We start from the raw sequence: 26,268 nt of genomic DNA, 5'->3' as shown, positions 1-26,268 counted from the left end.
GTCGCTCCGTCAGTTCGAAGACTTGGCGGCGCTGAGGCCGGCAAGAGCGGTATCGATGGTAATGCGCTGGCCGGCCTTCGCCGCCCAATCGGCAAGCGGCGCGCGGGCAATGGCGTCGAGACCGTCGCCTTCACGCAGCGCTTCGGCCAGATTGCCGTCCTTCACCGCAGCTTCCATGCGCGATACCACGGCGGTGGCTGAGGGGCCTGCCATCGGTCCCGATGGCTTGACGCTGACCAGCGAACCGGCCGAGGCCGTCAGACGATCGATCAGGCTGGCGCCGGGATCCACCTTGGCGGCGGCGATGCGGATCTGATCGGCGACAGCAGGGAAGGCGGCGATGAGGTCGGCCTTGGACGGCGCCCCGGTCGCGGCCAGCGGCTGCAGCGCGGCGATTTCCGTCTCTTCCGTGCCGAGGGCCGAGGCCGCGGCGAGTTCGTTGGCGAACGGGCCGGAGCCCGTCGCCGCCTGGCGCAGAGCGGTCACCGCGATGACGCGGGCGGCGGCTTCGGTCTTCGGGTCCGCCGGCGGATGGGCTTCCACGGCGTCGAGCCGCGTCGTCAGCGCGTCGAGGCGCGATTGCAGCGGCGTCAGGTCGACGGGCGGCGGCGCGGGGGCGGCCTCTGGCGCAACGGGGGCCGGGCGGGTTTCCAGCGCGGAAAGGCGGCTCTCGATCGGGCCGAGATCGACGCTCGGCGCCGTGGCTGTGGCCGCCGGCTGACTGGCGGTCGACTTCAGCTCGGCGATTTCCTTTTCCAGCCCGGCAAGCCGGGCCGGATCAATGCCGACTGCGGCTGGCCTGGATGCCGCTTCGCTAGTCGCTGCTTCGACGCGGTCGAGACGGGCGGAGACGGCCGCGAAACGCGCATCGAGGCTGGCGCTGCTGACTGGATCCGTGCCGGTCGAGGAGGAGAGCAGGGCGACGAGCAGGCCACCGATGACGCCGCCACCGAGGGCGGCGATTGCCGGGATCACGAAGCGTCCGGCGGCGGATTCGCGTGCCGCCGGGGCGGCGGGTTCGGGCGTGCCGACTTCGGGTTCATAGGCAGGCGGCGGCACGGGCGCGTCCGGCGCCGGCTCGACGACCGGGTCCGGCGTCGACACGGGATCGGTCTGCTCCGGCGAAGGCGGAGACGTCGCGCCGCTCGATTCGGCGGCGAGGTCGATCGTCACGGGAGGGCGCTTGCGCCGGGATCCGGATGGTTCGCCTGCCGGCTTGAAGGTGTCGTCGTCGCTCATCTCGCCTCGATCTCGTCGGTCGCCTACACCCAGTATAGGCCCATGCGTTAACGGACGCCTGAAGGGGATGTTCCCACGCTTTGGGGGATCAGCGCCAGCAGCGCGTCGTCGGTCGGTTCGGGGGCCGTGAAAATCCTGCCAAAGGTCACGGAAGACGCCACGTTCGGCGACAGCGTGTAGATCGACAGATGGTCGACCGGCGGCTGTGGATCAAGCGCGGCGACGTGGTGCGCGAAGGTTTTCGCCGTGCGCGGCGAATAGAGCAGCACGCCGTCGAGGCGGCCCTGGCGAAGATCCGCCACCACCGAATCGGGCAGGTTCGCCACCGGATCCATCCGGTAGACTTCGGCCAGCGCGATCGTGAAGCCCGCGGCGAGCAGCCGCTCCGGCCAGTGCCCGGCGCGATCCACCGCGGCGGGATAGAGCAGCGTTCCGGCCTTGGGATCGAGGCTGGCGATGGCGAGCGTGGCCAGGGCCTCGCCGTCGCCCTCGGCCGAGCGGACCTGCGTGTAGCCGGCCGCGCGGGCCGCCTCGGCCGTACGGTCGCCGACGGCAAGAACCGGGATGTCGAGCCAGTCGGCCGCGCCGGGCCAGCGCAGCATGCCGCGCAGGCCGTTGCCGCTGGTCAGAAGGATGGCAGAAGGGCGGAAGGTCGGGGCAGGGGGATCCAGGAAGGCCGTTTCGAGCAGCGGCGCCATCACCGGCTCGTGGCCCAGCGCCCGCAGCCGCTCGGCGGTGCGCGTCGCATCGGGCTCGGGCCGGGTGACGAGCAGCCGCATCGCTTAGCCCGTCATGAAGAAGGTCTTGCCGCCGCGGCCGATCAGTTCGTCCGCTGCCGCCGTGCCGATCCGTTCCGCGTCGGCGAGTGGCGCCGTCATGCGCGTTTCCTCGGATTGTCGGCCATCGGGCGAGAGGACGATGCCGCGAAACAGCAGGTCGTCGCCGGAAAGCGTCGCGAGGCCGCCGATCGGCGTGCGGCAGGAGCCGTCGAGTCGGGTCAGGAAAGCGCGTTCGGCGTGCAGCGCGATCTCGGTGGCGGGATCGTTGATGGCGGCGAGCAATTCGCGGACGCGGAGATCGCCCTCGCGGCCTTCGACCGCCACGGCGCCCTGGCCGACGGCGGGGAGGAAATCATCGAGCTCGATGATCGAGGTGGCGAGGTCGGCGCGGCCGAGCCGGCGCAGGCCGGCAAGCGCCAGCAGCGTGCCATGGGCGACACCGTTTTCGAGCTTGGAAAGACGGGTCTGCACATTGCCGCGGAATTCGACGACGACGAGATCGGGCCGCAGGCGCAGCGCCATGGCGCGGCGGCGCAGCGACGAGGTGCCCAGTACCGCTCCCTCCGGCAGGTCGCGGACCGAGGCTGCCACCGGCGACAGGAAGGCATCGCGCACGTCCTCGCGCGGCAGATAGGCGATCAGCGTCAGCCCTTCCGGCAGGAAGGTCGGCACGTCCTTGGACGAATGCACGGCGATGTCGATCGTGCCGGCGAACAGCGCTTCCTCGAGTTCCTTGGTGAAAAGGCCCTTGCCGCCGGCTTCCGAAAGCGAGCGATCCTGGATCCGGTCGCCCGAGGTCTTGATGACGACGATCTCCATCGAAGCTTCGTCGAGGCCGTGGGCGATGGCGAGCCTGGCCCGCGTCTCATGCGCCTGGGCAAGCGCCAGCGGGCTGCCGCGCGTACCGATGCGGAGGAGGGGCGTAGAAGCTTCGGATTGCACGGGGTCGGGTCCGGATGTTAGGGCCTGTCTCAACATGCCCCATGAGGGCAAAATTCGGCGCCAGTCTAGTCACGACGCGCCCATCTGCAAGCAAGCCGCCCGATACGCGGCGAAAGGCCCCGGTGTGAGTTTGTCCGTCCTGGTTCTGGGTATTGAGACGAGTTGCGATGAAACGGCGGCCTCCGTCGTTTCGCGCGACGCGAACGGGCATGGCGAAATCCTCTCCAACGTCATCCTCTCGCAGTTCGACGACCATGCCGCCTTTGGCGGCGTGGTGCCCGAGATCGCCGCGCGCGCCCATGTCGAGGCGCTGGACCACGTCGTGCAGGCGGCGATGGACGAGGCGGGCGTCGGTTTCGCCGATCTCGATGCGATCGCGGCCACCGCCGGTCCCGGCCTGATCGGCGGCGTGATCGTCGGCCTGACGACGGCCAAGGCGCTGGCGCTGGCGTCCGGCAAGCCGCTGGTGGCGGTCAATCATCTCGAAGGTCATGCGCTGACGGCGCGGCTGACCGATGGCATCGCCTTCCCCTATCTGCTGCTGCTGGTTTCGGGCGGCCATACGCAGATCCTGCTGGTGCGCGGCGTCGGCCAGTATGAGCGCTGGGGCACGACCATCGACGACGCGCTGGGCGAAGCCTTCGACAAGACGGCCAAGCTGCTCGGCCTGCCCTATCCGGGCGGACCGGCGGTCGAGCGGGCCGCCGCGCGCGGCAATCCCGATCGCTTCGCGCTGCCGCGGCCGATGTTCGGCCGGCCCGGCGCCGATTTCTCCTTCTCCGGCCTGAAGACCGCGCTGCGCATCGAGGCGGAGGCGATCGCGCCGCTGTCGGAGAGCGACGTCGACGACCTCTGCGCCGCCTTCCAGCGCACGGTGACGCTGGTGGTGCGCGATCGCATCGGCCATGCGCTCGATCGGTTCCGCTCCGAGTTCCCGGATCTTGCCGAGCCGACGCTGGTGGTGGCCGGTGGCGTCGCCGCCAACAAGGCGCTCCGGGCCGGGCTCGATGCCGAGCTTTCGGCCCGCGGGTTCCGCCTCGTGGCGCCGCCGCTGGTGCTCTGCACCGACAATGGCGCGATGATCGCCTGGGCCGGCGCGGAGAGGCTGGCGCTTGGCCTGCTCGACGATCTGGCGGCTCCTGCGCGTCCGCGCTGGCCGCTCGACCAACTGGCGGCACCGATGCTCGGCTCCGGCCACAAGGGAGCCAAGGCGTGAGCATCATCCGCAAGAGCAAGGTCGTCCTCTACGCGACCTGGCGCGGCAGGCTGCTGGTCTTCCGCGAGCCGGACTTTCCGGAATATGGCATCCAGGTTCCCGGCGGGACGATGGAACCCGGCGAAACGCCCGAACAGGCGGCGCGGCGGGAATTTCTGGAAGAGACCGGGCTGGTCGCGCCGGATGTGCTGACCCTGCTCGGCGAGCGCGACTATCATTATGCTCCGCCCGGCGGACCGGCGCGGCAGCATCGGCGCTGGTACTTCCACCTGCCGCTCGAAGGCGAGTTCGCCGAGAGCTGGGAACAGATGGAAATGCACCCGGATGCCGGCGGCCCGCCGATCCGCTTTGCGCTCTACTGGCTCGACCTGCCGCTGAACGATGCGCTGTTCGGCGAGCTCGATTCGTTCCTGGATCAGTTGCCCGCGCTGGAGATGGCCCCATGACGATCGACCATATCGCCGTCGTCGGCGCCGGAGCCTGGGGCACTGCGCTGGCGCTCGCCGCCCACCGCGCCGGCCGCACGGTAACCCTCTGGGGTCGCAACGTGGCCGACATGGCGGCGTCGCGCGAGAATGTCGCCCACCTGCCGGGCGTAAAGCTGCCGGCCTCGCTGCGGATCACCGACCAGATCGGCGATGTCCTGGCGGCCGATGCGATCCTGCTTGCGACGCCCGCGCAGACGGTGCGGGAGGTGGCGGCCCATCTGGAGGCGATCGCCGAGGACACGCCGGTCGTGCTTTGCGCCAAGGGCCTGGAACGCGGCACGGCCAAGCGGATGACCGAGGTGCTGGCCGAGGCATTGCCGCCCGCAGCGCCCGCCGTGCTGTCGGGGCCGAGCTTCGCCGTCGATGTCGCGCGCGGCCTGCCGACCGCCGTCACCATCGCCGCGATGGATCTGCGGCTCGCCATGGCGCTCTGCCATGCGCTCGGCTCCGCCAGCTTCCGCCCCTATGCCGAGACCGACATGCTGGGCGTTGAGATCGGCGGCGCGTTCAAGAACGTGCTGGCGATCGCCGCCGGCATCGTCGCCGGCCGCGAATTCGGCGCCAGCGCGAGTGCGGCCGTGATCGCGCGCGGCTTCGCCGAACTGCGCCGCCTGGGCGAGGCGCAGGGCGCGCTGCCGGAAACGCTGATGGGCCTGTCCGGCCTCGGCGATCTCGTGCTCACCTGTTCCTCGGTGCAATCGCGCAATTTCGCCTATGGCCATGCACTGGGCAGCGGCGCGACCCTGCCGCCGGCGCTTGCCGAGGGCGCCGCGACGGCGCCGGTGGCGCGCGATCTCGCCCGTCGGCTCGGCGTGCCGATGCCGATCACCGAGGCGGTCGCCGCCATCCTCGACGGCGCGCTCTCGATCGACGCGGCGGCGGAAGCGCTGATGCTGCGTCCCCTGAAGCGCGAGGCCGATTGATCCCTTGGGCCGTCGGCCCGGAGGTCTTTACCTGAGCGAGCGGGCCGCCTACCGTGCCGCCGCAATTCTTGGAGGTTTTCATGCATTTCGTTGCCATTCTGACCGATCGCGAGGACGGCCTGCCGGTTCGTCTCGAGAACCGCCCCGCTCACATCGAGTGGCTGAAGGAAACCGGCATGGCGATCGCCGGCCCGTTCCTCGACGACAAGGGCGACATGGTCGGCTCGCTGCTGATCCTCGAGGCCGAGGACGAGGCCGCCGCCCGCGCCGTCTTCGCAACCGACCCCTATGCCAAGGCCGGCCTGTTCAAGGAAACGGTCGTGCGTCCCTGGCGCTGGGCCGTCGGCAAGCCGGCCTGATCGGCCGACCCGACTTCCTTCTCGATCTCTACCGGAGCGTCCCATGGCCTATTGGCTCTTCAAGTCCGAACCCGACGTGTTTTCCTTCGATGATCTCGTGAAGAAGGGCGCGGCAGGCCAGGAATGGGACGGGGTCCGCAACTATCAGGCGCGCAACAACATGCGCGCCATGCAGCTTGGCGATCGCGGCTTCTTCTACCATTCCAATATCGGCAAGGAGATCGTCGGGATCGTCGAGGTGGCGAAGCTGGCCCATCCGGATTCGACCGATGACAGCGGCCGCTGGGAATGCGTCGACCTGCGCGCCATCCGTCCGATCCCCAAGCCTTATTCGCTGGAGACGGCCAAGGCCGAGCCACGGCTGGAGGGCATGGCGCTGGTCGGCAATTCGCGACTTTCGGTGCAGCCGGTGACGGAAGCCGAATGGAAGCTGATCTGCGAACTGGGCGGGCTCGACCCCGCCTCGATCTGAGCGGGCGATTGATCGACGATCCCGCGCGCTTCATCGTCGACCAGACCCGGCTGGCGCCGGTCGCCTTCGTTCCGGAAATCCAGCTTTATCAAGCAGATGAAGCCACCGCGCTTTGGCATCTGACCGAAGCGGCGCTGGACCGCGCCGACATGCCGCCTCCCTTCTGGGCCTTTGCCTGGGCCGGCGGACAGGGGCTGGCGCGCTATGTCCTGGATCATTCGGACGTGGTCAAAGGGAGGCGCGTGCTCGATTTTGCCTCCGGTTCCGGTCTGGTGGCTATCGCCGCCGCGAAGGCGGGTGCCGCTCATGTCGAGGCGATCGACATCGATACCTTCGCCGTTGCAGCAATTTCCCTGAACGCCGCAGCAAACGGCGCCGATATCAGCGTACGCCAGGCTGACATCATCGGCAGCGCGGGTGGGGATTTCGATGTGCTGCTGGCCGGCGACGTCTTCTATGACCCGGGCTTCGCGGCGCGGCTGCTGCCCTGGCTCGGGGCGCTCGCCATCCGCGGCGTCACGGTGATCGCCGGAGACCCGGATCGGACCTATCGTCCGCTCGCCCGCGTGCGCGATCTTGCCCGATACGACGTCCCGGTTCATCCCGCGCTCGAGGACGCCGCGGTGAAGCGGGTGCGGATACTGGGCTTCGACAACTGCGAAGGTTTCCAGACTGTCTTGCCGGGAGAGCCGGGATTCGCATAATGCCGCCGGCATTAAGGTGTGCTTCGCCGAAAGCGGAGCTGCCAGGGAGGAATCAAGATGCACGACAAGATCTATCCGGTCTCGGACGATTGGGCGAAGCGAGCACAGATCGACGAGCCGACCTATCGCGCCATGTATCAGCGCTCGGTCGAGGATCCGGATGGTTTCTGGGCCGAGCAGGCCAAGCGAATCGACTGGATCCAGCCATTCACCAAGGTGAAGAACACCTCGTTCGCGCCGGACAATGTCTCGATCAAGTGGTTCGAGGACGGTTCGCTCAACGTCTCGGCGAATTGCGTCGACCGGCACCTGGCGAAGCGCGCCGATCAGGTCGCGATCCTCTGGGAGGGGGACAATCCCTCGGAGAGCCGCTCGATCACCTATCGCGAGCTTTCCGACCAGGTCCAGGTCTTCGCCAATGTGCTGAAGGAGATGGGCGCCAAGAAGGGCGATCGCATCACCATCTACATGCCGATGATCCCGGAAACGGCCTTCGCCATGCTCGCCTGCACGCGCATCGGCGCCGTGCATTCGGTCGTGTTCGGCGGCTTCTCGCCCGATAGCCTCGCCGGCCGCATCCAGGATTGCGGCTCGAAGCTGGTGATCACGGCGGATGAGGGCCTGCGCGCCGGCAAGAAGATCCCGCTGAAGGCCAATGTCGACGCGGCGCTCGCCAAGCTCGGCGATGACGTGAAGACGCTTGTCGTGCAGCGCACCTTCGCCGACGTGGCCATGCAGAACGGCCGCGACGTGTTCTATGGCGATCTGGCCAAGACCGTGTCGCAGCATTGCGAACCAGAGGCGATGAACGCCGAGGACCCGCTGTTCATTCTCTATACGTCGGGCTCGACCGGCAAGCCGAAGGGTGTGCTGCACACCACCGGCGGCTATCTCGTCTATGCCTCGCTGACGCACAGCAAGGTGTTCGACTACCAGGATGGCGACATCTACTGGTGCACGGCCGATGTCGGCTGGGTCACCGGCCATTCCTACATCGTCTATGGCCCGCTTTCGAACGGCGCTACGACGCTGATGTTCGAGGGCGTGCCGAGTTATCCGACCAATTCCCGCTTCTGGGAAGTGATCGACAAGCACAAGGTCAACATCTTCTACACCGCGCCGACGGCGATCCGCGCGCTGATGCAGGCCGGCGACGAGCCGGTGAAGAAGACCTCGCGCGCCTCGCTGCGTCTGCTCGGTTCGGTCGGCGAGCCGATCAATCCGGAAGCGTGGGAGTGGTATCACCGCGTCGTCGGCGACGACCGCTGCCCGATCGTCGATACGTGGTGGCAGACCGAGACCGGCGGCATCCTGATCACCCCGCTGCCGGGTGCGATCGCCCAGAAGCCGGGCTCGGCGACGCTGCCCTTCTTCGGCGTGCAGCCGGCCATCGTCGATGGCGAGGGCAAGGTGCTCGAGGGCGTTGCCGAGGGCAACCTCATCATCACCGATTCCTGGCCCGGCCAGATGCGCACGGTCTATGGCGACCACGAGCGCTTCGTGCAGACCTATTTCTCGACCTACAAGAACGCCTACTTCACCGGTGACGGCTGCCGGCGCGATGCGGATGGCTATTACTGGATCACCGGCCGCGTCGACGACGTGCTGAACGTCTCCGGCCATCGCATGGGCACGGCCGAGGTCGAGAGCGCGCTGGTGGCGCATGAGCATGTCTCGGAAGCGGCCGTCGTCGGCTATCCGCACGACATCAAGGGCCAGGGCATCTATGCCTATGTCACGCTGATGGCGACGGTCGAGCCGTCCGATGCGCTGCGCAAGGAACTGGTTGCCTGGGTGCGGATGGAGATCGGTCCGATCGCCTCGCCTGACCTGATCCAGTTCGCGCCCGGCCTGCCGAAGACCCGTTCGGGCAAGATCATGCGCCGCATCCTGCGCAAGATCGCCGAGGGCGAGTTCGGCAATCTCGGCGACACCTCGACGCTGGCCGATCCGACCGTCGTCGACGACCTGGTCGCCAACCGCCAGAACAAGCGGTAGAAAATTGCAGAGGCCGGCTCAGTAGCCGGCCTCTCGCTGATGCCGGAAGGCAAGGATCAGCACACGGTCCGATGGAATGTCGTGGTGATAGAGCGCGACATAGCCGGCGCGGCCAAATGGAATTACCAACTCGCGCAGTTCCGGCGTGCCGGGAAAGGGCCTGCCTACCATCGGCGCGCCCGATAGGACCTGCAGATGGTCCCTTATCACTGATGCGGCGCGCTTAGCCGCATCAGGATCGCGCGCCAGAAGATGCTTACGGCAGCGCTCGATGCCGGCAAGCGCACCCGCTGTCAGGATTATTTGTGGCAAACCGGCGGAGGCGTTTCCGCATCCGTGCCCCAGCTATCGAGCCAAGCCTCAGTCTCTTCCAGAGTTACGTGCAGCCCGTCCTCGCGGAAAGCGGAGAGCGACGCCAACGCTTCTGTCCTGAAGGCCAGGCGTGCTTCCTCGCGATCGAGATATTCCACGATTGCGTCCTGCAGCATGACGTCCGGATTGAGATGACGTGATTCCGCCAGCGCCTTCAGGCGCGCCTCGGCATCCGGGTCCAGCTTGACTGACAATGGCATGGCATTCCAGATCCGCTGTGTGTGGAGGGAGGCTAGCACAGGAGAGTGCGCCCGTCCCGCCCTCAGAAATCGCTGGCGATGCCCTTGTTTTCCCAGTCGCCATAGCGGATCGGCTCCGGACCGGAGCGGCCGAGGATTTCGCGCGGGCGCTTCGTCGCCGCGTCGATTTCGGTCCGGCGGGCCTCCGCCTCGGCCAGCGCGCGGCGGGCGGCTTCGGTGAGCGGGCGCGGCGGGGTTGGGGTTTCGACTTCGTCGCTCATCAGGGCCTCGCACGTTGCATAAGGGGGCGGAAACGGCTTGCATTCCTGCGGATTCCAGCCAGGCCGCCGCTTGCAGGTCGACCTGCCTCCTCCCATCATATAGGTCGAAGCGGCGGGCCGCTGCAACGCAGCCGGCCCGCCAACCATCCTCGGAGTCATTCCCGGAGCCCTCGATGAACATCATGCGCACTGCCCTGCTGATCGCGGCCCTGACCGCCCTATTCATGGGCATCGGCTATCTGATCGGCGGATCCAGCGGCATGATGATCGCCTTCGTCATCGCCGCCGGCATGAACGTGTTCAGCTACTGGAACTCCGACAAGATGGTGCTGTCGATGTACGGCGCCCATGAGGTCGACGAACGCAGCGCGCCGGAGTATTACGGCATCGTCCGGCAGCTGGCGCAGCGCGCCAACCTGCCCATGCCGAAAGTCTATGTGATCGATTCTGCCCAGCCCAATGCCTTCGCCACCGGCCGCAATCCGCAGAATGCCGCCGTTGCCGCGTCGACCGGCCTGCTGCAGGCGCTTTCCCGCGACGAGATCGCCGGCGTGATGGCGCATGAACTGGCGCATGTGAAGAACCACGACACGCTGACCATGACCATCACGGCGACGCTGGCCGGCGCCATCTCGATGCTGGCCAACTTCGCCTTCCTGTTCAGCGGCAACCGCAACCGCGAGGGCGGCGGGATTGGCATGATTGGGACGATCGTCATGATGATCGTCGCGCCCATGGCCGCCATGCTGGTGCAGATGGCGGTCAGCCGGACGCGCGAATATGCGGCCGATCGGCTGGGAGCGGAGATCTGCGGTTCGCCGCGTTCGCTCGCGACAGCCCTTGCCAAGATCGCGCGCGGAGCGCACGAGATCCCCAACGAGACGGCCGAGGCCAATCCGGCTTCCGCGCATCTCTTCATCATCAATCCCCTATCCGGGCAGCGCATGGACAATCTCTTTTCTACTCATCCCGATACCGACAACCGGATCGCGGCGCTGATGGCGATGGAAGCCGAATCCGGCGGCCAGGCCGCGGGCTTCGGTCCGGGCGCGGGCGCTGGTCGTGGCGTCAACCTGCCGGGCGGCTTCCGCTCCAGCCGTCCCGCCTCGGGTCCGTCGCGCGGGCCGTGGGGCAATGGCTCCGGCGGTTCGCAGGGCCGGGGGCCGTGGGGTTGAGCAAGAAGACAACGCCGGCCGGTACCCGTCCGAACCGCAACGCGCCGCGAGCGCCCCGCCTCGCGCCGGGCGTCGCCGCCCGCCTTGCCGCGACCACCGCGCTGATGGCGGTGCTGGTCGATCATCGCCCGCTCGATAGCGCCATCGATGCCACGGACGGCCCGTTCGAAACGCTCGATCCGCGCGAGCGCGGCCTGGCGCGCGCCATTCTCGGCATTGCGCTGCGCCGTCGCGGCCAGATCGACGACGCGCTGGGCCGCTTCCTCGACAAGGCGCTGCCGCGCAAGTCCGGCCCGCTGCCGGCGATCCTGCATGTCGCCGCGGCGCAGATCCTGTTCATGGATGTGCCAGACCATGCCGCCGTCTCGATTGCCGTCGAGACCGCCGAGGCCGATCGCGACGCGCGCCATTTCAAGGGCTTGGTCAATGCGGTGCTGCGCCGCCTCACCGAGCAGCGGGACGCCATCCTCGCCTCGCAGGACGAGGTTCGCCTCAACGTGCCCGACTGGCTCTATGAGCGCTGGGTCAAGGACTATGGCGCCGAGACCACGCAGGCGATCGCTGCCGCCCATCTGCTGGAGCCGTCGCTCGACCTGTCGGTCAAGTCCGATCCCGAGGGCTGGGCCGAGAAACTCGGCGGCATCGTCCTGCCGACCGGCAGCGTACGCCTGATTGCGCACGGACCGATTGACGCACTGCCGGGCTTCGCCGAAGGCCAATGGTGGGTGCAGGACGCCGCCGCCGCGCTGCCGGCCAAGCTGCTCGGCAAGGTCGAGGGCCTCGACGTCGCCGATCTCTGCGCGGCCCCGGGCGGCAAGACGGCCCAGCTCGCCGCCGCCGGCGCCAAGGTGATGGCCGTCGACATCAATGAAGGCCGCTTGCAGCGGGTGCGCGAAAACCTGTCGCGGCTCAAGCTGCAGATCGGCACGATCGCCGCCGATGTCGAGACCTGGCAGCCTAACCGGCTGTTCGACGCCATCCTGCTCGACGCGCCGTGCTCGGCGACCGGCACGATCCGCCGCCACCCCGACGTCGCCGTGCTGAAGCGGCCGGGCGACATCAAGACGCTGGCCAATCTGCAGGCCTCCCTGCTGGCGCGCGCCACCTCGATGCTGGTCTCCGGCGGAACGCTGGTCTACTGCACCTGTTCGCTGGAGAAGGCCGAGGGCGAGGATCAGGTTGCGCTGGCCTTGGCCAGCCTACCGCTGGTTTTGGAGCCGATCCGGCCGGAAGAGGTGGGGGGTGTCGAGGCGATCTGTCGCGACGGCTTCCTGCGGACCCTGCCATCCGACCTGCCGAATGCCGAGCCGCGGCTTTCCGGGCTCGACGGCTTCTTCGCCGCCCGCTTCCGGCGCCTCTAGGCGCCGGGAAACGGTTTCAATTTGAGCGAATCCGCAATTAGATTGCTCGAATCGCTGGCCGACTGATTCGTTTCGGACCGTCGAAATTCGGGTCAGCACGACTTCAGCTGCAGATGAGGGAGCGAGAGAGTATGGCGTTCGGAGCAGGATCCGGTCGGGGTCGGCTCGTCCGCTTCGCACTCGCGTCCGCATGGCGACGAGCGCGTTACGCGTTCCACGCCAGCGCGCTCTATCGGTGGAAATATTCCGGCCAGGTGCCCGAGCGGCTGCTGATCGCGCCGACCGACCTGCGCACTGCCGACCCCACCATCGCCAATGATATCTATGCCGGCCGCTTCGTCTTCGCCGGCGAGGTGGTCGACGTTGCCGGCTTCTCGGTCTTCGAGATCGAGGCGCCGTCGCGCGCCTGGGCCGAGCGGCTGCACAGTTTCGGCTGGCTGCGCCATCTGCGCGCCTCCGACCTCGCCGTCTCGCGCTCCAATGCCCGCGCGCTGCTCGACGAATGGATCCGCTTCCACAAGAGCCATGATCCGATCGCGCGCGATCCCGACGTCATGGCGCGGCGGATCCTGTCCTGGCTGGCGCAGACGCCGCTGGTGCTTGAGGGCTGCGACCACGGCTTCTATCGCCGCTTCATGCGCTCTCTCACCAAGCAGGTCCGCCATCTGCGCCGGGTGGCGCGCGACGTGCGCCCCGGCCTGCCACGCCTGCGCGTGATGATGGCGCTGGCCGCCGCCGGCCTGTCGCTTTCCGACCAGCCGCGCCTAGTGCGCCAGGCGTCGCGCTGGCTCGACCAGGAACTGGCGCGGCAGATCCTGCCGGATGGCGGCCATGTCGGCCGCAATCCCGGCACGGTGCTCGAAATCCTCGTCGACCTGCTGCCGCTCCGCCAGGCCTTCACCGCCCGCGGCCAGCAGCCTTCGCCCGCCCTTCTCGGCGCCATCGACCGCATGATGCCGATGCTGCGCTTCTTCCGGCATGGCGACGGCTCCTTCGCCAAGTTCAACGGCATGGGCGAGACCCAGCTCGGCCTTCTCGCCACCGTCCTCGCCTATGACGACGCGCGCGGCGCGCCGGGCAAGAATGCGCCCTATGCCGGTTATCAGCGGCTCGATGCCGGCGACACGGTGATGCTGGTCGACACGGGGCCGGCGCCGCGCCCGGTGCTTTCGCTCGAGGCGCATGCCGGCTGCCTGTCCTTTGAGATGAGCTCCGGCCGCCAGCCGCTGATCGTCAATTGCGGCGTGCCGGGGCCGGGCGCCACGGCGCTGCGGCGGATGGCGCGCACCACGGCGGCGCATTCGACCGTGACGCTGAACGATTCCTCGTCCTGCCGCTTCCTCAACAGCGGTTATCTCGCCGCGAAGCTGGGCGAGGCGATCCTCTCCGGCCCGAACCGCGTCGAAGTCTCCCGCCAGGACAATCGCAGCGAGACGGTGCTGATCGCGGCGCATGACGGCTATGTCGCGCGCTTCGGCATCCGGCACGAGCGCAAGCTGGTGCTGTCCGCCTATGGCGACCGCATAGACGGCCTCGATTCGTTCACCACGCCCAGCGGCAACACCATCGCGCGCGGCGGCCGGGACGCCTTCGCGCTGCGCTTCCACCTGCATCCCGCCGTCGAGGCGACGCGCTTCAACAATGGCCGGGGCGTCTTCCTCGCCTTGCCGGATGGCTCGGCCTGGCAGTTCGAAACGCCGGATCTCGAAGTGCTGCTGGAGGAGAGCATTCGCCTCTCCGATATTCGCGGCAGTCGGCGCACCGACCAGATGGTCGTCTATGGCCGGGCGCTGCATCAGGCTTCGGTCGAATGGATCCTGCACCGCGTCGTCGAGCCCGGCGGACGGATGCGCAATCACGACGATCACGGAGACGATCTGCCGCTGGGTGCGTAAAGCGGCTGCATGGCGGGAAAAAACGTGGTATCGCGCGGGCCTTCAGCATTTGAACCCGCGAGGACTCCATGGCCGTACCGCCGTCAAAGGTCGCCCTTCCCGAACTCGTTCCGATGAAGCGCGCGCTCTTTTCGGTGTCGGACTCCACCGGCCTGCTCGACTTCGCCCGTGCGCTGCATGAGCGCGGCGTCGCCCTGGTCGCCACGGGTTCGACCTGCAAGGCGCTGATCGACGCCGGGCTGCCGGCCACCAATGTCGCCGATGTCATTGGTTTCCCCGAGATCCTCGGCGGCCGGGTCAAGACGCTGCATCCGAAGATCCATGGCGGCCTGCTCGGCATCCGCAACGATCCGCAGCACGCGGCCGAGATGGAAGAGCATGGCATCGAGGGCTTCGACCTCGTCGCCGTCAACCTCTACCCGTTCGAGAAGACCATCGCTTCGACCGAGGATTATGCCACCGCCGTCGAGAACATCGACATTGGCGGCCCGGCGATGACCCGCGCCGCCGCTAAGAACCACGGCTTCGTCTCGATCGTCGTCGACCCGGCCGACTATGCCTCGGTGCTGGAAGCGCTCGACGCGAATGGCGGCGCGACGCCGCTCGCCTTCCGCAAGCGCCTGGCCGCCAAGGCCTTTGCCCGCACGGCCGCCTATGACGCGGCGGTGTCGAACTGGTTCGCCCGCGTGCTTGAAGAGTCGGCGCCGGCCTGGCGCTCGTTCGGCGGGTCCTTGCGCGAAATCATGCGCTATGGCGAGAACCCGCACCAGCAGGCTGCCTTCTACACGACCGGCGAGGTTCGCCCCGGCGTCTCCACGGCGAAACAGCTGCAGGGCAAGCAGCTCTCCTACAACAACATCAACGACACGGACGCCGCCTTCGAACTGGTGGCCGAGTTCGACCCGGCCGAGACGGCGGCCGTCGCGATCATCAAGCACGCCAATCCCTGCGGTGTCGCGACCGGCGCGACCCTGGCCGAAGCCTATGACAAGGCGCTGCGCTGCGACCCGGTCTCGGCTTTTGGCGGCATCGTCGCGCTGAACCGGACGTTGGACGCGGATGCCGCGAAGAAGATCGTCGAGATCTTCACCGAGGTGATCATTGCCCCGGATGCCACTGACGAAGCCATCGCCATCGTCGCGGCCAAGAAGAACCTGCGCCTGCTGGTCACTGGCGGCCTGCCGGATGCGGCTGCCAAGGGCCTGACGGTCAAGACGGTGGCGGGCGGCCTGCTGGTGCAGGATCGTGACGCGGGACGCGTGCAGAAGGCGGATCTGAAGGTCGTCACCAAGCGGGTGCCGACCGAGGCCGAGCTCGACGACCTGCTCTTCGCCTTCCGCGTCGCCAAGCACGTCAAGTCGAACGCCATCGTCTATGTGAAGGATGGCGCCACGGTCGGCGTCGGCGCGGGGCAGATGAGCCGCGTGGACAGCTCGACCATCGCCGCCAAGAAGGCGGCCGATGCCGCCCGCACGGCCGGTCTGCCGGAGACGCTGGCCAAGGGGTCGGTCGTCGCCTCCGACGCGTTCTTCCCGTTCGCCGACGGCCTTCTGGCCGCGGCCGAAGCGGGCGCGACCGCGATCATCCAGCCCGGCGGTTCGATGCGCGACGACGAGGTGATCGCCGCCGCCGACGAGGCCGGCCTTGCCATGGTCTTCACCGGCATGCGCCACTTCCGCCACTGAGCGACTGGCCTTGTTTGCACGATGAAAACGCGGCCTTCGGGCCGCGTTTTTTGTTTTTCGATCGGGGACCGTGTCCGATCTCCAGATGGCATTTCTCAGACTCGACCATCATCCTGAGGTGCCCGGCAAAGCCGGGCCTCGAAGGAGGGTCCAGGGAATGCTCTTGATGGAGATTGCGGGCGCGTTTCGCCGAGCTGCGTCACCAAGACGGAGTGCCCGCTGGATCCTCCTTCGAGGCTCCGCTCACGCGAAGCACCTCAGGATGATGGTGGAGAATCCGAAAGCCGGATCAGGGGTCAGTCCATCCCCGCCCGAAGCGCCGCCGCGCCGGCGACCGGGCCGATCACGGCGCTCGCCATGGTCAGGGCCATGAGGACCAGCATCGGGTTCAGGACCGGCATGCCGGTGGTGGTGGCCGCCGTGATCGTGCTGACGCCGAAGATCAGCACGGGGATCGTGAAGGGCAGCACCAGGATCGCGACCAGCAAGCCGCCGCGGCGGAGCGCCGTGATCAGCGCCGCGCCGATCGTGCCGATGAAGATCAGCGCCGGCGTGCCGATCAGAAGCGTCAGCGTCACCAGCCCGATCGCCTGCGCGTCCATGCCGAGAATGAGACCGAACACCGGCGCGCCCAGGACGAGCGGCAGGCCGGTCGCCAGCCAGTGGCCGATCGCCTTGGCCAGCACGACCAGCTCCAGCGGCAGGCCGGAAAGCATGAACTGGTCGAGGCTGCCGTCGTCGCGGTCGTCCTGAAACAGCCGGTCGAGGCCAAGCAGGGTGGCGAGCAGCGCCGCGATCCAGAGCATGGCCGGCCCGATCCGGGCGAGCAGCCGCATGTCCGGCCCGACTCCGAAGGGCACCACGGCGACCACCGACAGGAAGAAGATCAGCCCGACAAAGGCGCCGCCGCCGGCGCCCAGCGACAGCCGCACCGTCCGTCCGATCAGTGCGAAAAAAAAGCCGGTCATGCGGCACCGAGCGCGAGCGTCGCGTGGCTTTCGACGGGCAGCGGACGATGTGTCGCGGCAAGAGCGAGTCCGCCTTCGGCCAGATGCTCCGCTAGCAAGCCACCGAAGATCGCCTCCGAGCGGCTGTCGAGCGCCGAGGTCGGCTCGTCGAGCAGCCAAATCGGGCGCTGCACGACCAGCAGGCGGGCGAGGCTGGCGCGCCGCTTCTGCCCGGCGGAGAGATAGCCAGCCGGCAGGTCGTCGAGGTGATCGAGCTCCACCTGTTCGAGCGCTTCGATCGCCGGCAGCCCGGCGCGGCCGGCAAACTTCGCCCACAGCGCCAGGTTGTCACGCACGCTGAGGCTCGGCTTCAAACCGTCCAGATGGCCGAAATAATGGACGCTTTCCGCGATCGGCGCGTCTTCCCTGGCGGGATCCTCGAAGCGGATCGTGCCCGCGGCCAGCGGCAGCAGGGAGGCCACGGCGCGCAACAGGGTCGACTTGCCGGATCCATTGGCGCCGGTGACCGCCAGCATCTCGCCGGCGCCGAGCGTGAACGAAACCTGCTCGAAAATGGTGCGGCCGCCGCGGCTTACGGCAATCGTATCGGCCGACAGGCGGGTTTGTCGACGATTCATGCGCCAATCCTGCCGGAAGGTGACGCTGGGTCTTCTTGCGTTTGAGCAGCTTTGAAAGATTCCAAGCGCGGCGACTTTCGTTGATCTGGCTTCTCCTTACGAAATTCATTATAAGGCCTGCAACCCGGCGCGCCGGTTGCGCCGCGGTCAAGACCTGCGTCACCACCCCAGGGATGGACCGCGTGCCGAGCCAAACTCCGCCGCCATCTTGGGTGCGCCTGACCGGGTCGGGCACGCTTCGTGCATCGACTTCGGCCATGCGTTTCCGCGACAGAAACGAGGACGATCCGTATCGTGAGCAACGAGCATCCCGACAGCTTTAAATCCCGCAAGACTCTTCAGGTCGGCGCGGAAAGCTATGTCTATTTCAGCCTGAAGGACGCGGAGCAGAACGGGCTTCCCGGCATCTCCACGCTGCCCTTTTCGCTGAAGGTTCTGCTCGAGAACCTGCTCCGCAACGAAGACGGCCGCACCGTCACCAAGAACGACATCCTCGCCGTCAAGGACTGGCTGGTGTCGCGCGGCAAGGACGAGCGCGAGATCGCCTATCGTCCGGCCCGTGTGCTGATGCAGGACTTTACCGGCGTTCCGGCCGTGGTCGACCTCGCCGCCATGCGCGACGCGATGGTCAATCTCGGCGGCGACCCGAAGCGCATCAACCCGCTGGTCCCGGTCGATCTGGTCATCGACCACTCGGTCATCGTCAACTTCTTCGGCAATGCCCAGGCGTTCGGCAAGAATGTCGAAGAGGAATACAAGCAGAACCAGGAGCGCTACCGCTTCCTGAAGTGGGGCCAGTCGGCCTTCGACAATTTCCGCGTCGTGCCCCCGGGCACCGGCATCTGCCACCAGGTCAATCTCGAATATCTGGCCCAGACCGTCTGGACCAAGACCGAGAACGGCCAGACCGTCGCCTATCCCGACACCTGCGTCGGCACCGACAGCCACACCACCATGGTGAACGGCCTCGGCGTGCTCGGCTGGGGCGTTGGCGGCATCGAGGCGGAAGCGGCCATGCTCGGCCAGCCGGTCTCCATGCTGATCCCGGAAGTCGTCGGCTTCAAGCTGACCGGCAAGCTGAACGAGGGCATCACCGCCACCGATCTCGTGCTGACCGTGACGCAGATGCTGCGCAAGAAGGGCGTCGTCGGCAAGTTCGTCGAGTTCTTCGGCCCCGGCCTGGATCACCTGTCCCTCGCCGACCGCGCCACCATCGGCAACATGGCGCCGGAATACGGCGCCACCTGCGGCTTCTTCCCGGTCGATGACGAGACGATCGCCTATCTCGACGAGACCGGCCGCAAGCCCGAGCGCATCGCGCTGGTCGAGGCCTATTCGAAGGCGCAGGGCATGTGGCGCGAGCCCGGCCTGGCCGATCCTGTCTTCACCGACGTGCTCGAACTCGACATCACCACCGTGCTGCCGTCGCTGGCCGGTCCGAAGCGCCCGCAGGACCGCGTGCTGCTCTCCGACGCCAAGACGGGCTTCCTGGCCTCGCTTGAAGGCGAGTTCAAGAAGCCGGGCGAAGCGGCCAAGCGCTTCGCCGTCGAGGGCACCGACTACACGGTCGGCCATGGCGACGTGACCATCGCCGCCATCACCTCCTGCACCAACACCTCGAATCCGAGCGTGCTGATCGCCGCCGGCCTGCTCGCCCGCAACGCGGTCGCCAAGGGCCTCCAGTCGAAGCCGTGGGTGAAGACCTCGCTCGCGCCGGGATCGCAGGTCGTGGAGGAATATCTCGCCTCCGCCGACCTTCAGAAGGACCTCGACGCGCTCGGCTTCAACCTGGTCGGTTTCGGCTGCACCACCTGCATCGGCAATTCGGGTCCGCTGCCGGAAAACATCTCGGCCGCCATCAACCAGGGCGACCTGGTCGCCGCCGCCGTGCTGTCGGGCAACCGCAACTTCGAAGGCCGCGTCAATCCGGACGTCAAGGCGAACTATCTCGCCTCGCCGCCGCTGGTCGTCGCCTACGCGCTGGCCGGTTCGCTGCAGATCGACCTGACAACCGAGCCGCTCGGCACGGGGTCGGACGGTCAGCCCGTCTATCTCAAGGACATCTGGCCCTCGAACCGCGAGATCGCCAAGTTCATCCGCGAGAACGTCACCAAGAAGATGTTCCAGACCAAGTATGCGGACGTCTTCAAGGGCGACGAGAACTGGCAGAAGATCTCGGTGCCGCAGGGCGAGACCTACGCCTGGGACAACCAGTCGACCTATGTGCAGAACCCGCCCTATTTCGTTGGCATGCAGCGCGAGCCCGAGCCGGTCACGGACATCCTCGGCGCCCGCGTCATGGGCCTGTTCCTCGATTCGATCACGACCGACCACATCTCGCCGGCCGGCTCGATCAAGGAAACCAGCCCGGCCGGATCCTACCTGCGCGACCATCAGGTCCGCCCAGCGGACTTCAACCAGTACGGCACGCGTCGCGGCAATCATGAAGTCATGATGCGCGGCACCTTCGCCAACATCCGCATCAAGAACCAGATGCTGGGCGGCAAGGAAGGCGGCTTCACCAAGCATTGGCCGGACGGCACCGAAATGCCGATCTACGATGCGGCGATGAAGTACAAGGCCGAGGGCGTTCCGCTGGTGGTGTTCGCCGGCAAGGAATATGGCACCGGCTCGTCGCGCGACTGGGCGGCCAAGGGCACCAAGCTGCTCGGCATCCGCGCCGTCATCGCCCAGTCCTTCGAGCGCATCCATCGCTCGAACCTGGTCGGCATGGGCATCGTGCCGCTGGTGTTCGAGGAAGGCACGTCGTGGCAGACGCTCGGCCTCAAGGGCGACGAGATCGTGACGATCAAGGGCATTGCCGGCGACCTGAAGCCGCGCCAGATGCTGGACGCGGAGATCACCTTCGCCGATGGCAGCCAGAAGGTCGTGCCGCTGCTTTGCCGAATCGATACGCTCGACGAACTCGACTACTTCGAGAATGGCGGCATCCTGCAATACGTGCTGCGGAACTTGGTCGCCTGAACCAATACCGTATCGCGCTTTTAGCGATTTCGTGATTCCCCGTGTGGCGGTTTTCTCAGCTGCCACACGGACTTGAGCCATGTGACCGAGGGATTTCAGACCGTTCCCTCACGAGCAGTCACCCTTAATTGAATGGCTTACGATCGATCCCCGAACTATTTTTGAATGGCACCCACCGCGGGTGGCAGATCTCGGCGATCAGGATAAGTTGCACGCATGTTCCATCCCAAAACCAGCTGGATCCTGGCGGCCTTGTGCCTGCTGGCGGTCCCGGCGCTTGCGGCTAAGGCCCAGGGGCCCACCAAGGTTTCGGCGGTGCTGGAACTGTTCACCAGCCAGGGATGCGCGTCATGCCCCCCGGCCGACGAGATGCTCGAGGACTTCGCCAAGCGCCAGGACATCGTCGCGCTGTCGCTGCCTGTCGATTACTGGGACTATCTCGGCTGGAAGGACACGCTTGCCAGCCACGAGTTCACCGACCGGCAGAAGGCCTATGCCAATGCCCGCGGCGACCGGCAGATCTATACCCCGCAGATGATCGTCAACGGCACTTCGCACGTGGTCGGCAGCGACCGGACGGCGATCGACGCGGCGCTCGAGACCAAGCCGCCGCTGGCCGTCCCCGTCAGCATGGACATGGTTGGCGACGCCATCCGGGTGAAGATCGGCGAGACCGCCGACAGCACCATCCCGCGCGAGCGCAAGGCTACAATCTGGCTGGCGCTTTACAAGCGGCAGGTCGCGGTGCCGATCCGCAAGGGCGAGAACCAGGACCGCACGCTGAGCTACTACAATGTCGTCACCCGCCTTCGACCGATCGCGATGTGGCGCGGCGAACCCGTCGATGTCGACCTGCCGATGAGCGAGTATCATCAGGCCAATGCCGATGGCTGCGCCATCCTGCTGCAGGCCGAAACCGCGAATGGCGAGCCGGGCGAAATCCTCGGCGCCGCATTTTCGGAAAAAGGCGCGGAGTGGTGAGGGGGCGGGCCCGCTAGGGCCCAGCGTTCGTCCATCTCCATGAAAAAAGCGCGGGACGTGCCCGCGCTTTTCTTTTGTCACGACATGCGTCGCCGTCAGGCGACCGTCTTTTCCATCAGTCCTGCCAGCGCCTTGGCGAAGGCGGCGGGCTCGTCCGGCGCTTCGCCGTCGAGGATGCGGGCCAGACCGAAGAGCAGCGGGGCCGCGGCGTCGACGCGCTCGGCCGCCGCTCCGCCCTCTGCCGCCTGGGCGGCGAGGCCGGCCACCAGCGGATGGGAGGGATTGAGCTCCAGGATCTGCGCCGAGCGGCCGCCGGCGCCGTCGCGGCTGGCCAGGATCTTCTCCAGCTGCCGGTCGGGCCCGAATTCGGGCGACACCAGGCAGGCGGGGCTCGTCGCCAGCCGATTCGATCCGCGCACCTCCACCACCTTGTCGCCCAGCGCCTGCTTGAGGCGGAGCGTCAGCGCGGCGAGCGCTGCCTCGGAGGCCGGCTTTTCGTCGCTCGTCTTGTCCTTGGCGGCTTCCGCTTCCAGCACCGGGATCAGGTCGAGAGTCGCCGCGCCTTGCGTCACCGACTGGAACGGCTTGCCGTCGAAGCCCAGCGCCGTGCGCACCCAGAAGGCATCGACTGCGTCGGCGAGGATCAGTACCTCGACGCCACGCTTGGCGAAGCCTTCGAGATGCGGCGAGGCCGCGATCGTCGCCGCGTCGTCGCCGAGCGCGTAGTAGATCGCCGTCTGGTTCGGGCGGAAGGCGGCGACGATGTCCGCCAGGCTGCGCCAGCTGTCGCCGCCCGTGGTCGTCTTGAAGCGGGCCAGCTTGAACAGCGCGTCGCGGCGGTCGGGGGCCTCGTAGAGCCCTTCCTTGAGCACGGCGCCAAAGGCTTCCCAGACCTTGACGAAGCGCTCGGGATCGTCAGTCGCGAGCTTGTCGAGATCGGCCAGGACGCGATTGGTGACGCCCTTGCCGATTGCCTCGATCACCGGGTTCTTCTGCAGCATCTCGCGCGACAGGTTGAGCGGCAGGTCTTCCGAATCGATGACGCCACGCACGAAGCGCAGCCAGGGCGGCAGGATCTCGGCCTCGTCGGTGATGAAGACGCGGCGGACATAGAGCTTCACCCGGCCCTGCCGCTCGGGCTCGAACAGGTCGAACGGCCGCGAGGACGGCACGAACAGCAGCACCGAATATTCCGTCCGCCCTTCGGCGCGGTAATGGATGGTGACGGCTGGCTCGTCGAAGCGGCCGCCGACATGGCCGTAGAATTCCTTGTATTCCTCTTCCGTCACGGCCGATTTCGGCTTGCGCCAGAGCGCGCTGCCGTCGGCCAGCGACTCCTCGGTGCCGTCGGCGAGCTTCAGCACGATCGGCACGGGCACATGGGCGGAGTAAGCCGTGACGATGCGCTCGATCGTGTCGGTCTCGGCGTAGCTGGCATTGTCGGGGTTGAGATGCAGCACGATGCGCGTGCCGCGCGCCGGCGCGTCGGCGAGATCCGCCGGCTCGATCTCATAGGCGCCCTTGCCGTCAGAGCTCCAGCGCCAGGCCTCGTCCGAGCCGGCCTTGCGTGAGACGACGGAAACCTTGTCGGCGACCATGAAGGCGGAATAGAAGCCGACGCCGAACTGGCCGATCAGCGCCGACCCCTTCGCGCCGTCACCGGCCTTTTCAAGGAAGGCGCGGGTGCCGGACTGGGCGATCGTGCCGAGATTGTCGATCAGCTCCTGCCGGTCCATGCCGATGCCATTGTCGGCGATGACCAGGCTCGGCGCTTCCTTGTCGGCCTCGATGACGATCTGGAAGGCATCGCCGCCCTCGATCAGCTTCGGATCGGACAGGGACAGCGTACGCAGCTTCTCGCAGGCGTCGGCGGCATTGGAGATGAGTTCGCGCAGGAAGACGTCGCGATTGGAATAGACCGAATGCACCATCATGTGCAGCAGGCGCGAGACCTCGGCCTCAAACGTGCGGGTCTCGGCGGCGGGCTTGTTTTCAGACACGCTTTTCTCTCCGGTATTGTCGGCGTCCCGGCGCGAGGTCGATGCCTGGGCGGCTGGCGCCATCGGGCGTCGTCGCTCACGCGGGCGGCGCTGATATCGCCGGTCGCCGGCCGAGTTTCAAGGCCGGAGGCCCCTGCCTGGCGTCCAGGCAAAGAAAAAGGCCGGCAGAGCCGACCTCAGGAACCTTTTGGGAGGGGAATGCAATTCGACGACTGACTAACTTCGAAGGTGGTCCGGCTCAACTGAGGACCCCGGGGGGCTGGGGGGCTGAGAAATTCCGAAGCCTTGGCCAAGCCGGACCGTTCGAAGCGATGGTGTGATATTGCCGGGCCAATGCGGCCGGTGCCGGGCCGAAAAAGGGCGGAATAAAGGAATTTTACACGCCTCCTTCACGGCTTCGTGAGGTTCGTCCGGGCCCGTAGGAAACGGCGAGTCGCGTCTTTCCTTGGTCCGGCGGACGAGCCGCGCCTTGCCAGCTTGGCCGAACGGAGCGATCATGACCGCTCGATGACAATGCGGCTCGCTGCAGGAGGCGCCATTGAGCGAAGGTGAAGACAAGGCGGGATCCGGTGGCAGCGCCACGCTGGTGTCGCTGATCCCACCGGAGACGGCGAAGTCCGTTCCCCTGATTGCTTTCAACCGACTCGAGCTGAACGAGATCCTGCGTGTCTATGGGCGCATGGTGGCGGCCGGCGAGTGGCGCGACTACGCGATCGATCATTTGCGCGACAAGGCGGTGTTCTCGATCTTCCGCCGTTCGTCCGAGATGCCGCTCTACAAGGTCGTCAAGGATCCGGAACTGCGCAACCGCCAGGGCGCATACGCCGTGATCGCCACCGGCGGCTACATCATGAAGCGCGGCCATGATCTGCGACAGGTTCTGGCGGTGCTGGACACTAAGCTCAAGGTCGTCCAGAGCTAGGGCAACCGCTTCGCGAAGGGTACGCCGCGCGAACGGGGCTAAGGCGTTTGTCTTTCGGGAAGCGCCGCCGCCTGTGGCTGCTGTCCATCAGTCGGCCGGAGGCTCGTCACTGCCGTCGCCGAGCGCACGCTGCATCAGCACGCTGTCCAGCCAGCGGCCATGCTTCCAGCCGACATTCTCGAAAATGCCGACCAGCCGGAATCCCTGCGCCGCATGCAGCCGGATCGAGGCCTGGTGGCTGGAATCGCCGATCACGCCGACCATCTGGCGGAATCCGGCCACGGTGGCCGCCGCGATCAGTTCCGTCAGCAGCCGCTTGCCGACGCCGAGCCCCTGCGCCTTGGGCTCCAGATAGATCGAGTCCTCGACCGTGAAGCGATAGCCCGGCCGCGGCCGATAGGGCCCCGCATAGGCGTAACCGAGGATTTCCCCGCCGCCTTCCGCCACCAGATAGGGGTGGTCGCCATCCACCAGGACCTCGTGCCGACGCCGCATCTCCGCTTCGTCCGGCGGGTCGAGTTCGAAGCTCGCCGTGCCGAACCGCACCCAGTGCGAGTAGATCCCGGTGATCGCTTTCAGATCGTTGACGCAGGCCGGGCGGATGTAGAGATCGTCGGGGAGGGGAGACATTGGCGAGGCACTCGAATGCTGCGAGCTCCAGCGCGGCCAGGACTTCGCCGCGCGCTCGCGAAAAAACACATAAAAAAGGGCGCAGCCTTGGCCGCGCCCTTAGATTGGGGTCTCGATCGCGCCTTAGCGGCGGTCGCCGAACAGGCGGAGCATCATCAGGAACAGGTTGATGAAGTCGAGATAGAGCGTCAGCGCGCCCATGATCGCCTTGCGGCCGGCAACCGTGCCATCGTCGCCGACATAGTACATTTCCTTGATCTTCTGCGTGTCATAGGCGGTGAGGCCCACGAAGATCAGCACGCCGAGGATCGAGATCGCGAAGCCAAGCGCCGACGATCCGATGAAAATGTTGACGATCGAAGCGATGATGATGCCGATCAGGCCCATGAACAGGAACGAGCCCATTCCGGTCAGATCGCGCTTCGTGGTGTAGCCGTACAGGCTCATCGCGCCGAAGGTGGCGGCGCTGATGAAGAACACCTGCGTGATCGACTGCGCCGTGTAGACGGCGAAGATCGAGGACAGCGAGACGCCCATCAGGGCCGAATAGCCCCAGAACACGGCCTGAGCCTTTGCCGTCGACATCTTGTGGATGCCGAAGGAGAGCCAGAACACGAGGCCCACGGGGGCCAGCATCAGCACCCACATGAGCGGGCCGGTGTAGATCGTCTTGCCGAGGCTAGTCAGCAGAAGGCCGTTCTGCATCTGCGCAACAGCCTGGGACGGGTCGCTGGTCACGGCAAGCTTGAAGATGCCGAGCGCGGCTGCGCCGGTGATCATCAGGCCGATCGCCATGTAGTTGTAGACCTGCAGCATATGGCTGCGCAGGCCCTGATCGATAACACCGGTTTCGGCACGCGCTGCGCCAAACGGTGAGACGCGATTGTCGAAATCTGCCATCGAAGTCCTCTCCGAAATAAAAAATCCGCGGCTGCGTCGCCGCGAAACCCCCGTTTCCGCCACCGAGCGTCCCAACCTCTTCGGTTCCGCCTGGCGGCAAGCCCTCGGGTTCCCATGCGATATGGGCACCCCGATCGATCCGTGCAAGAGATCCGGCACGGCCCAAGTGGAACAATCGTACGCGATGCGGACGGGTG

25 protein-coding genes are annotated in these 26,268 nt (G+C 66.9%); 14 read left to right on the top strand and 11 right to left on the bottom strand.

Annotated features, from left to right (window positions below; genetic code table 11):
- Positions 1–9 precede the first annotated feature (9 nt).
- The 3 genes from ABIE08_RS22275 to hemC are packed head-to-tail and all read right to left on the bottom strand — an operon-like array spanning position 10 to position 2,960.
- Positions 10–1,239 (bottom strand): COG4223 family protein, encoded by a 1,230-nt coding sequence (locus ABIE08_RS22275; RefSeq protein ID WP_354554166.1) that lies wholly within the window; start codon positions 1,237–1,239, stop codon positions 10–12.
- A gap of 47 nt (positions 1,240–1,286) precedes the next feature.
- Complete coding sequence (locus ABIE08_RS22270) at positions 1,287–2,018, bottom strand: uroporphyrinogen-III synthase (RefSeq protein ID WP_354554165.1); 732 nt, start codon at positions 2,016–2,018, stop codon at positions 1,287–1,289.
- A gap of 3 nt (positions 2,019–2,021) precedes the next feature.
- On the bottom strand, positions 2,022–2,960 hold the full coding sequence (gene hemC, locus ABIE08_RS22265) for a hydroxymethylbilane synthase (protein ID WP_354554163.1): 939 nt from the start codon (positions 2,958–2,960) through the stop codon (positions 2,022–2,024).
- Positions 2,961–3,084: 124 nt separating this feature from the next.
- Between hemC and tsaD the strand changes: the two genes are divergently transcribed.
- The 7 genes from tsaD to acs all read left to right on the top strand — a co-directional run bounded on the left by tsaD (position 3,085) and on the right by acs (position 9,120).
- Positions 3,085–4,176, top strand: coding sequence for a tRNA (adenosine(37)-N6)-threonylcarbamoyltransferase complex transferase subunit TsaD (tsaD, locus tag ABIE08_RS22260; RefSeq protein ID WP_354554161.1), 1,092 nt, complete (start codon positions 3,085–3,087; stop codon positions 4,174–4,176).
- Positions 4,173–4,622: an NUDIX hydrolase gene (locus ABIE08_RS22255; RefSeq protein WP_354554160.1), complete on the top strand. Its 450-nt coding sequence runs from the start codon at positions 4,173–4,175 to the stop codon at positions 4,620–4,622. The genes tsaD and ABIE08_RS22255 overlap by 4 nt, the downstream gene beginning before the upstream one ends.
- Positions 4,619–5,587: an NAD(P)H-dependent glycerol-3-phosphate dehydrogenase gene (locus ABIE08_RS22250; protein ID WP_354554158.1), complete on the top strand. Its 969-nt coding sequence runs from the start codon at positions 4,619–4,621 to the stop codon at positions 5,585–5,587. Before ABIE08_RS22255 ends, ABIE08_RS22250 begins: the two co-directional genes overlap by 4 nt.
- 80 nt (positions 5,588–5,667) lie before the next feature.
- On the top strand, positions 5,668–5,946 hold the full coding sequence (locus ABIE08_RS22245; protein WP_266331694.1) for a YciI family protein: 279 nt from the start codon (positions 5,668–5,670) through the stop codon (positions 5,944–5,946).
- Between the two features lie 43 nt (positions 5,947–5,989).
- Positions 5,990–6,418, top strand: a complete 429-nt coding sequence (locus ABIE08_RS22240; protein WP_266331693.1) for an EVE domain-containing protein — start codon at positions 5,990–5,992, stop codon at positions 6,416–6,418.
- 8 nt (positions 6,419–6,426) lie between these two features.
- Positions 6,427–7,122, top strand: coding sequence for a class I SAM-dependent methyltransferase (locus tag ABIE08_RS22235; protein ID WP_354554156.1), 696 nt, complete (start codon positions 6,427–6,429; stop codon positions 7,120–7,122).
- Between the two features lie 57 nt (positions 7,123–7,179).
- Positions 7,180–9,120, top strand: a complete 1,941-nt coding sequence (acs, locus tag ABIE08_RS22230) for an acetate--CoA ligase (RefSeq protein WP_354554154.1) — start codon at positions 7,180–7,182, stop codon at positions 9,118–9,120.
- A gap of 18 nt (positions 9,121–9,138) precedes the next feature.
- On the opposite strand, the gene ABIE08_RS22225 is transcribed toward acs, so the two are convergent.
- The 3 genes from ABIE08_RS22225 to ABIE08_RS22215 form a co-directional block, all read right to left on the bottom strand.
- Entirely contained in the window at positions 9,139–9,432 is a 294-nt protein-coding gene (locus ABIE08_RS22225) for a type II toxin-antitoxin system RelE/ParE family toxin (protein WP_354554152.1), read from the bottom strand.
- Positions 9,420–9,692 carry a CopG family ribbon-helix-helix protein gene (locus ABIE08_RS22220; RefSeq protein ID WP_354554151.1) on the bottom strand — a complete coding sequence of 91 codons (273 nt, stop codon included), beginning with the start codon at positions 9,690–9,692 and terminating at the stop codon, positions 9,420–9,422. Before ABIE08_RS22220 ends, ABIE08_RS22225 begins: the two co-directional genes overlap by 13 nt.
- 62 nt (positions 9,693–9,754) lie before the next feature.
- The gene (locus ABIE08_RS22215; protein ID WP_354554149.1) at positions 9,755–9,952 is read right to left on the bottom strand and encodes a DUF1674 domain-containing protein; all 198 of its coding nucleotides are present in this window, start codon (positions 9,950–9,952) and stop codon (positions 9,755–9,757) included.
- 173 nt (positions 9,953–10,125) lie between these two features.
- On the opposite strand from ABIE08_RS22215, the gene htpX reads away from it, so the two are divergent.
- The 4 genes from htpX to purH all read left to right on the top strand — a co-directional run bounded on the left by htpX (position 10,126) and on the right by purH (position 16,068).
- On the top strand, positions 10,126–11,127 hold the full coding sequence (gene htpX, locus ABIE08_RS22210) for a zinc metalloprotease HtpX (RefSeq protein ID WP_354554147.1): 1,002 nt from the start codon (positions 10,126–10,128) through the stop codon (positions 11,125–11,127).
- Entirely contained in the window at positions 11,124–12,488 is a 1,365-nt protein-coding gene (locus ABIE08_RS22205) for an RsmB/NOP family class I SAM-dependent RNA methyltransferase (protein WP_354554146.1), read from the top strand. Before htpX ends, ABIE08_RS22205 begins: the two co-directional genes overlap by 4 nt.
- A gap of 254 nt (positions 12,489–12,742) precedes the next feature.
- Positions 12,743–14,383, top strand: coding sequence for a heparinase II/III family protein (locus ABIE08_RS22200; protein ID WP_354554144.1), 1,641 nt, complete (start codon positions 12,743–12,745; stop codon positions 14,381–14,383).
- 68 nt (positions 14,384–14,451) lie between these two features.
- Entirely contained in the window at positions 14,452–16,068 is a 1,617-nt protein-coding gene (gene purH, locus ABIE08_RS22195; RefSeq protein WP_354554142.1) for a bifunctional phosphoribosylaminoimidazolecarboxamide formyltransferase/IMP cyclohydrolase, read from the top strand.
- A gap of 296 nt (positions 16,069–16,364) precedes the next feature.
- Here the strand turns inward: purH and ccmB are convergent, their stop codons facing one another.
- Positions 16,365–17,036, bottom strand: a complete 672-nt coding sequence (gene ccmB / locus ABIE08_RS22190) for a heme exporter protein CcmB (protein WP_354554141.1) — start codon at positions 17,034–17,036, stop codon at positions 16,365–16,367.
- Positions 17,033–17,653, bottom strand: a complete 621-nt coding sequence (ccmA, locus tag ABIE08_RS22185) for a heme ABC exporter ATP-binding protein CcmA (protein ID WP_354554139.1) — start codon at positions 17,651–17,653, stop codon at positions 17,033–17,035. Before ccmA ends, ccmB begins: the two co-directional genes overlap by 4 nt.
- 294 nt (positions 17,654–17,947) lie before the next feature.
- Between ccmA and acnA the strand changes: the two genes are divergently transcribed.
- Complete coding sequence (acnA, locus tag ABIE08_RS22180) at positions 17,948–20,638, top strand: aconitate hydratase AcnA (RefSeq protein ID WP_354554137.1); 2,691 nt, start codon at positions 17,948–17,950, stop codon at positions 20,636–20,638.
- 216 nt (positions 20,639–20,854) lie between these two features.
- Positions 20,855–21,619, top strand: coding sequence for a DUF1223 domain-containing protein (locus tag ABIE08_RS22175; protein ID WP_354554135.1), 765 nt, complete (start codon positions 20,855–20,857; stop codon positions 21,617–21,619).
- 95 nt (positions 21,620–21,714) lie between these two features.
- Here the strand turns inward: ABIE08_RS22175 and htpG are convergent, their stop codons facing one another.
- Entirely contained in the window at positions 21,715–23,619 is a 1,905-nt protein-coding gene (gene htpG, locus ABIE08_RS22170; RefSeq protein ID WP_354554133.1) for a molecular chaperone HtpG, read from the bottom strand.
- A gap of 538 nt (positions 23,620–24,157) precedes the next feature.
- On the opposite strand from htpG, the gene ABIE08_RS22165 reads away from it, so the two are divergent.
- Positions 24,158–24,541 carry a DUF2794 domain-containing protein gene (locus ABIE08_RS22165; protein ID WP_354554131.1) on the top strand — a complete coding sequence of 128 codons (384 nt, stop codon included), beginning with the start codon at positions 24,158–24,160 and terminating at the stop codon, positions 24,539–24,541.
- An 87-nt stretch (positions 24,542–24,628) separates the two neighbouring features.
- Here ABIE08_RS22165 and ABIE08_RS22160 read toward each other — a convergent pair whose 3' ends face one another.
- The gene (locus tag ABIE08_RS22160) at positions 24,629–25,171 is read right to left on the bottom strand and encodes a GNAT family N-acetyltransferase (RefSeq protein WP_354554130.1); all 543 of its coding nucleotides are present in this window, start codon (positions 25,169–25,171) and stop codon (positions 24,629–24,631) included.
- A 123-nt stretch (positions 25,172–25,294) separates the two neighbouring features.
- Positions 25,295–26,071, bottom strand: a complete 777-nt coding sequence (locus ABIE08_RS22155; protein WP_354554128.1) for a Bax inhibitor-1/YccA family protein — start codon at positions 26,069–26,071, stop codon at positions 25,295–25,297.
- Positions 26,072–26,268: the final 197 nt, after the last annotated feature.

The sequence above is a fragment of the Kaistia defluvii genome (assembly GCF_040548815.1).
In the GTDB taxonomy this organism is placed as follows: domain Bacteria; phylum Pseudomonadota; class Alphaproteobacteria; order Rhizobiales; family Kaistiaceae; genus Kaistia; species Kaistia defluvii_A.
This window is presented reverse-complemented; position numbering and strand designations above follow the sequence as displayed.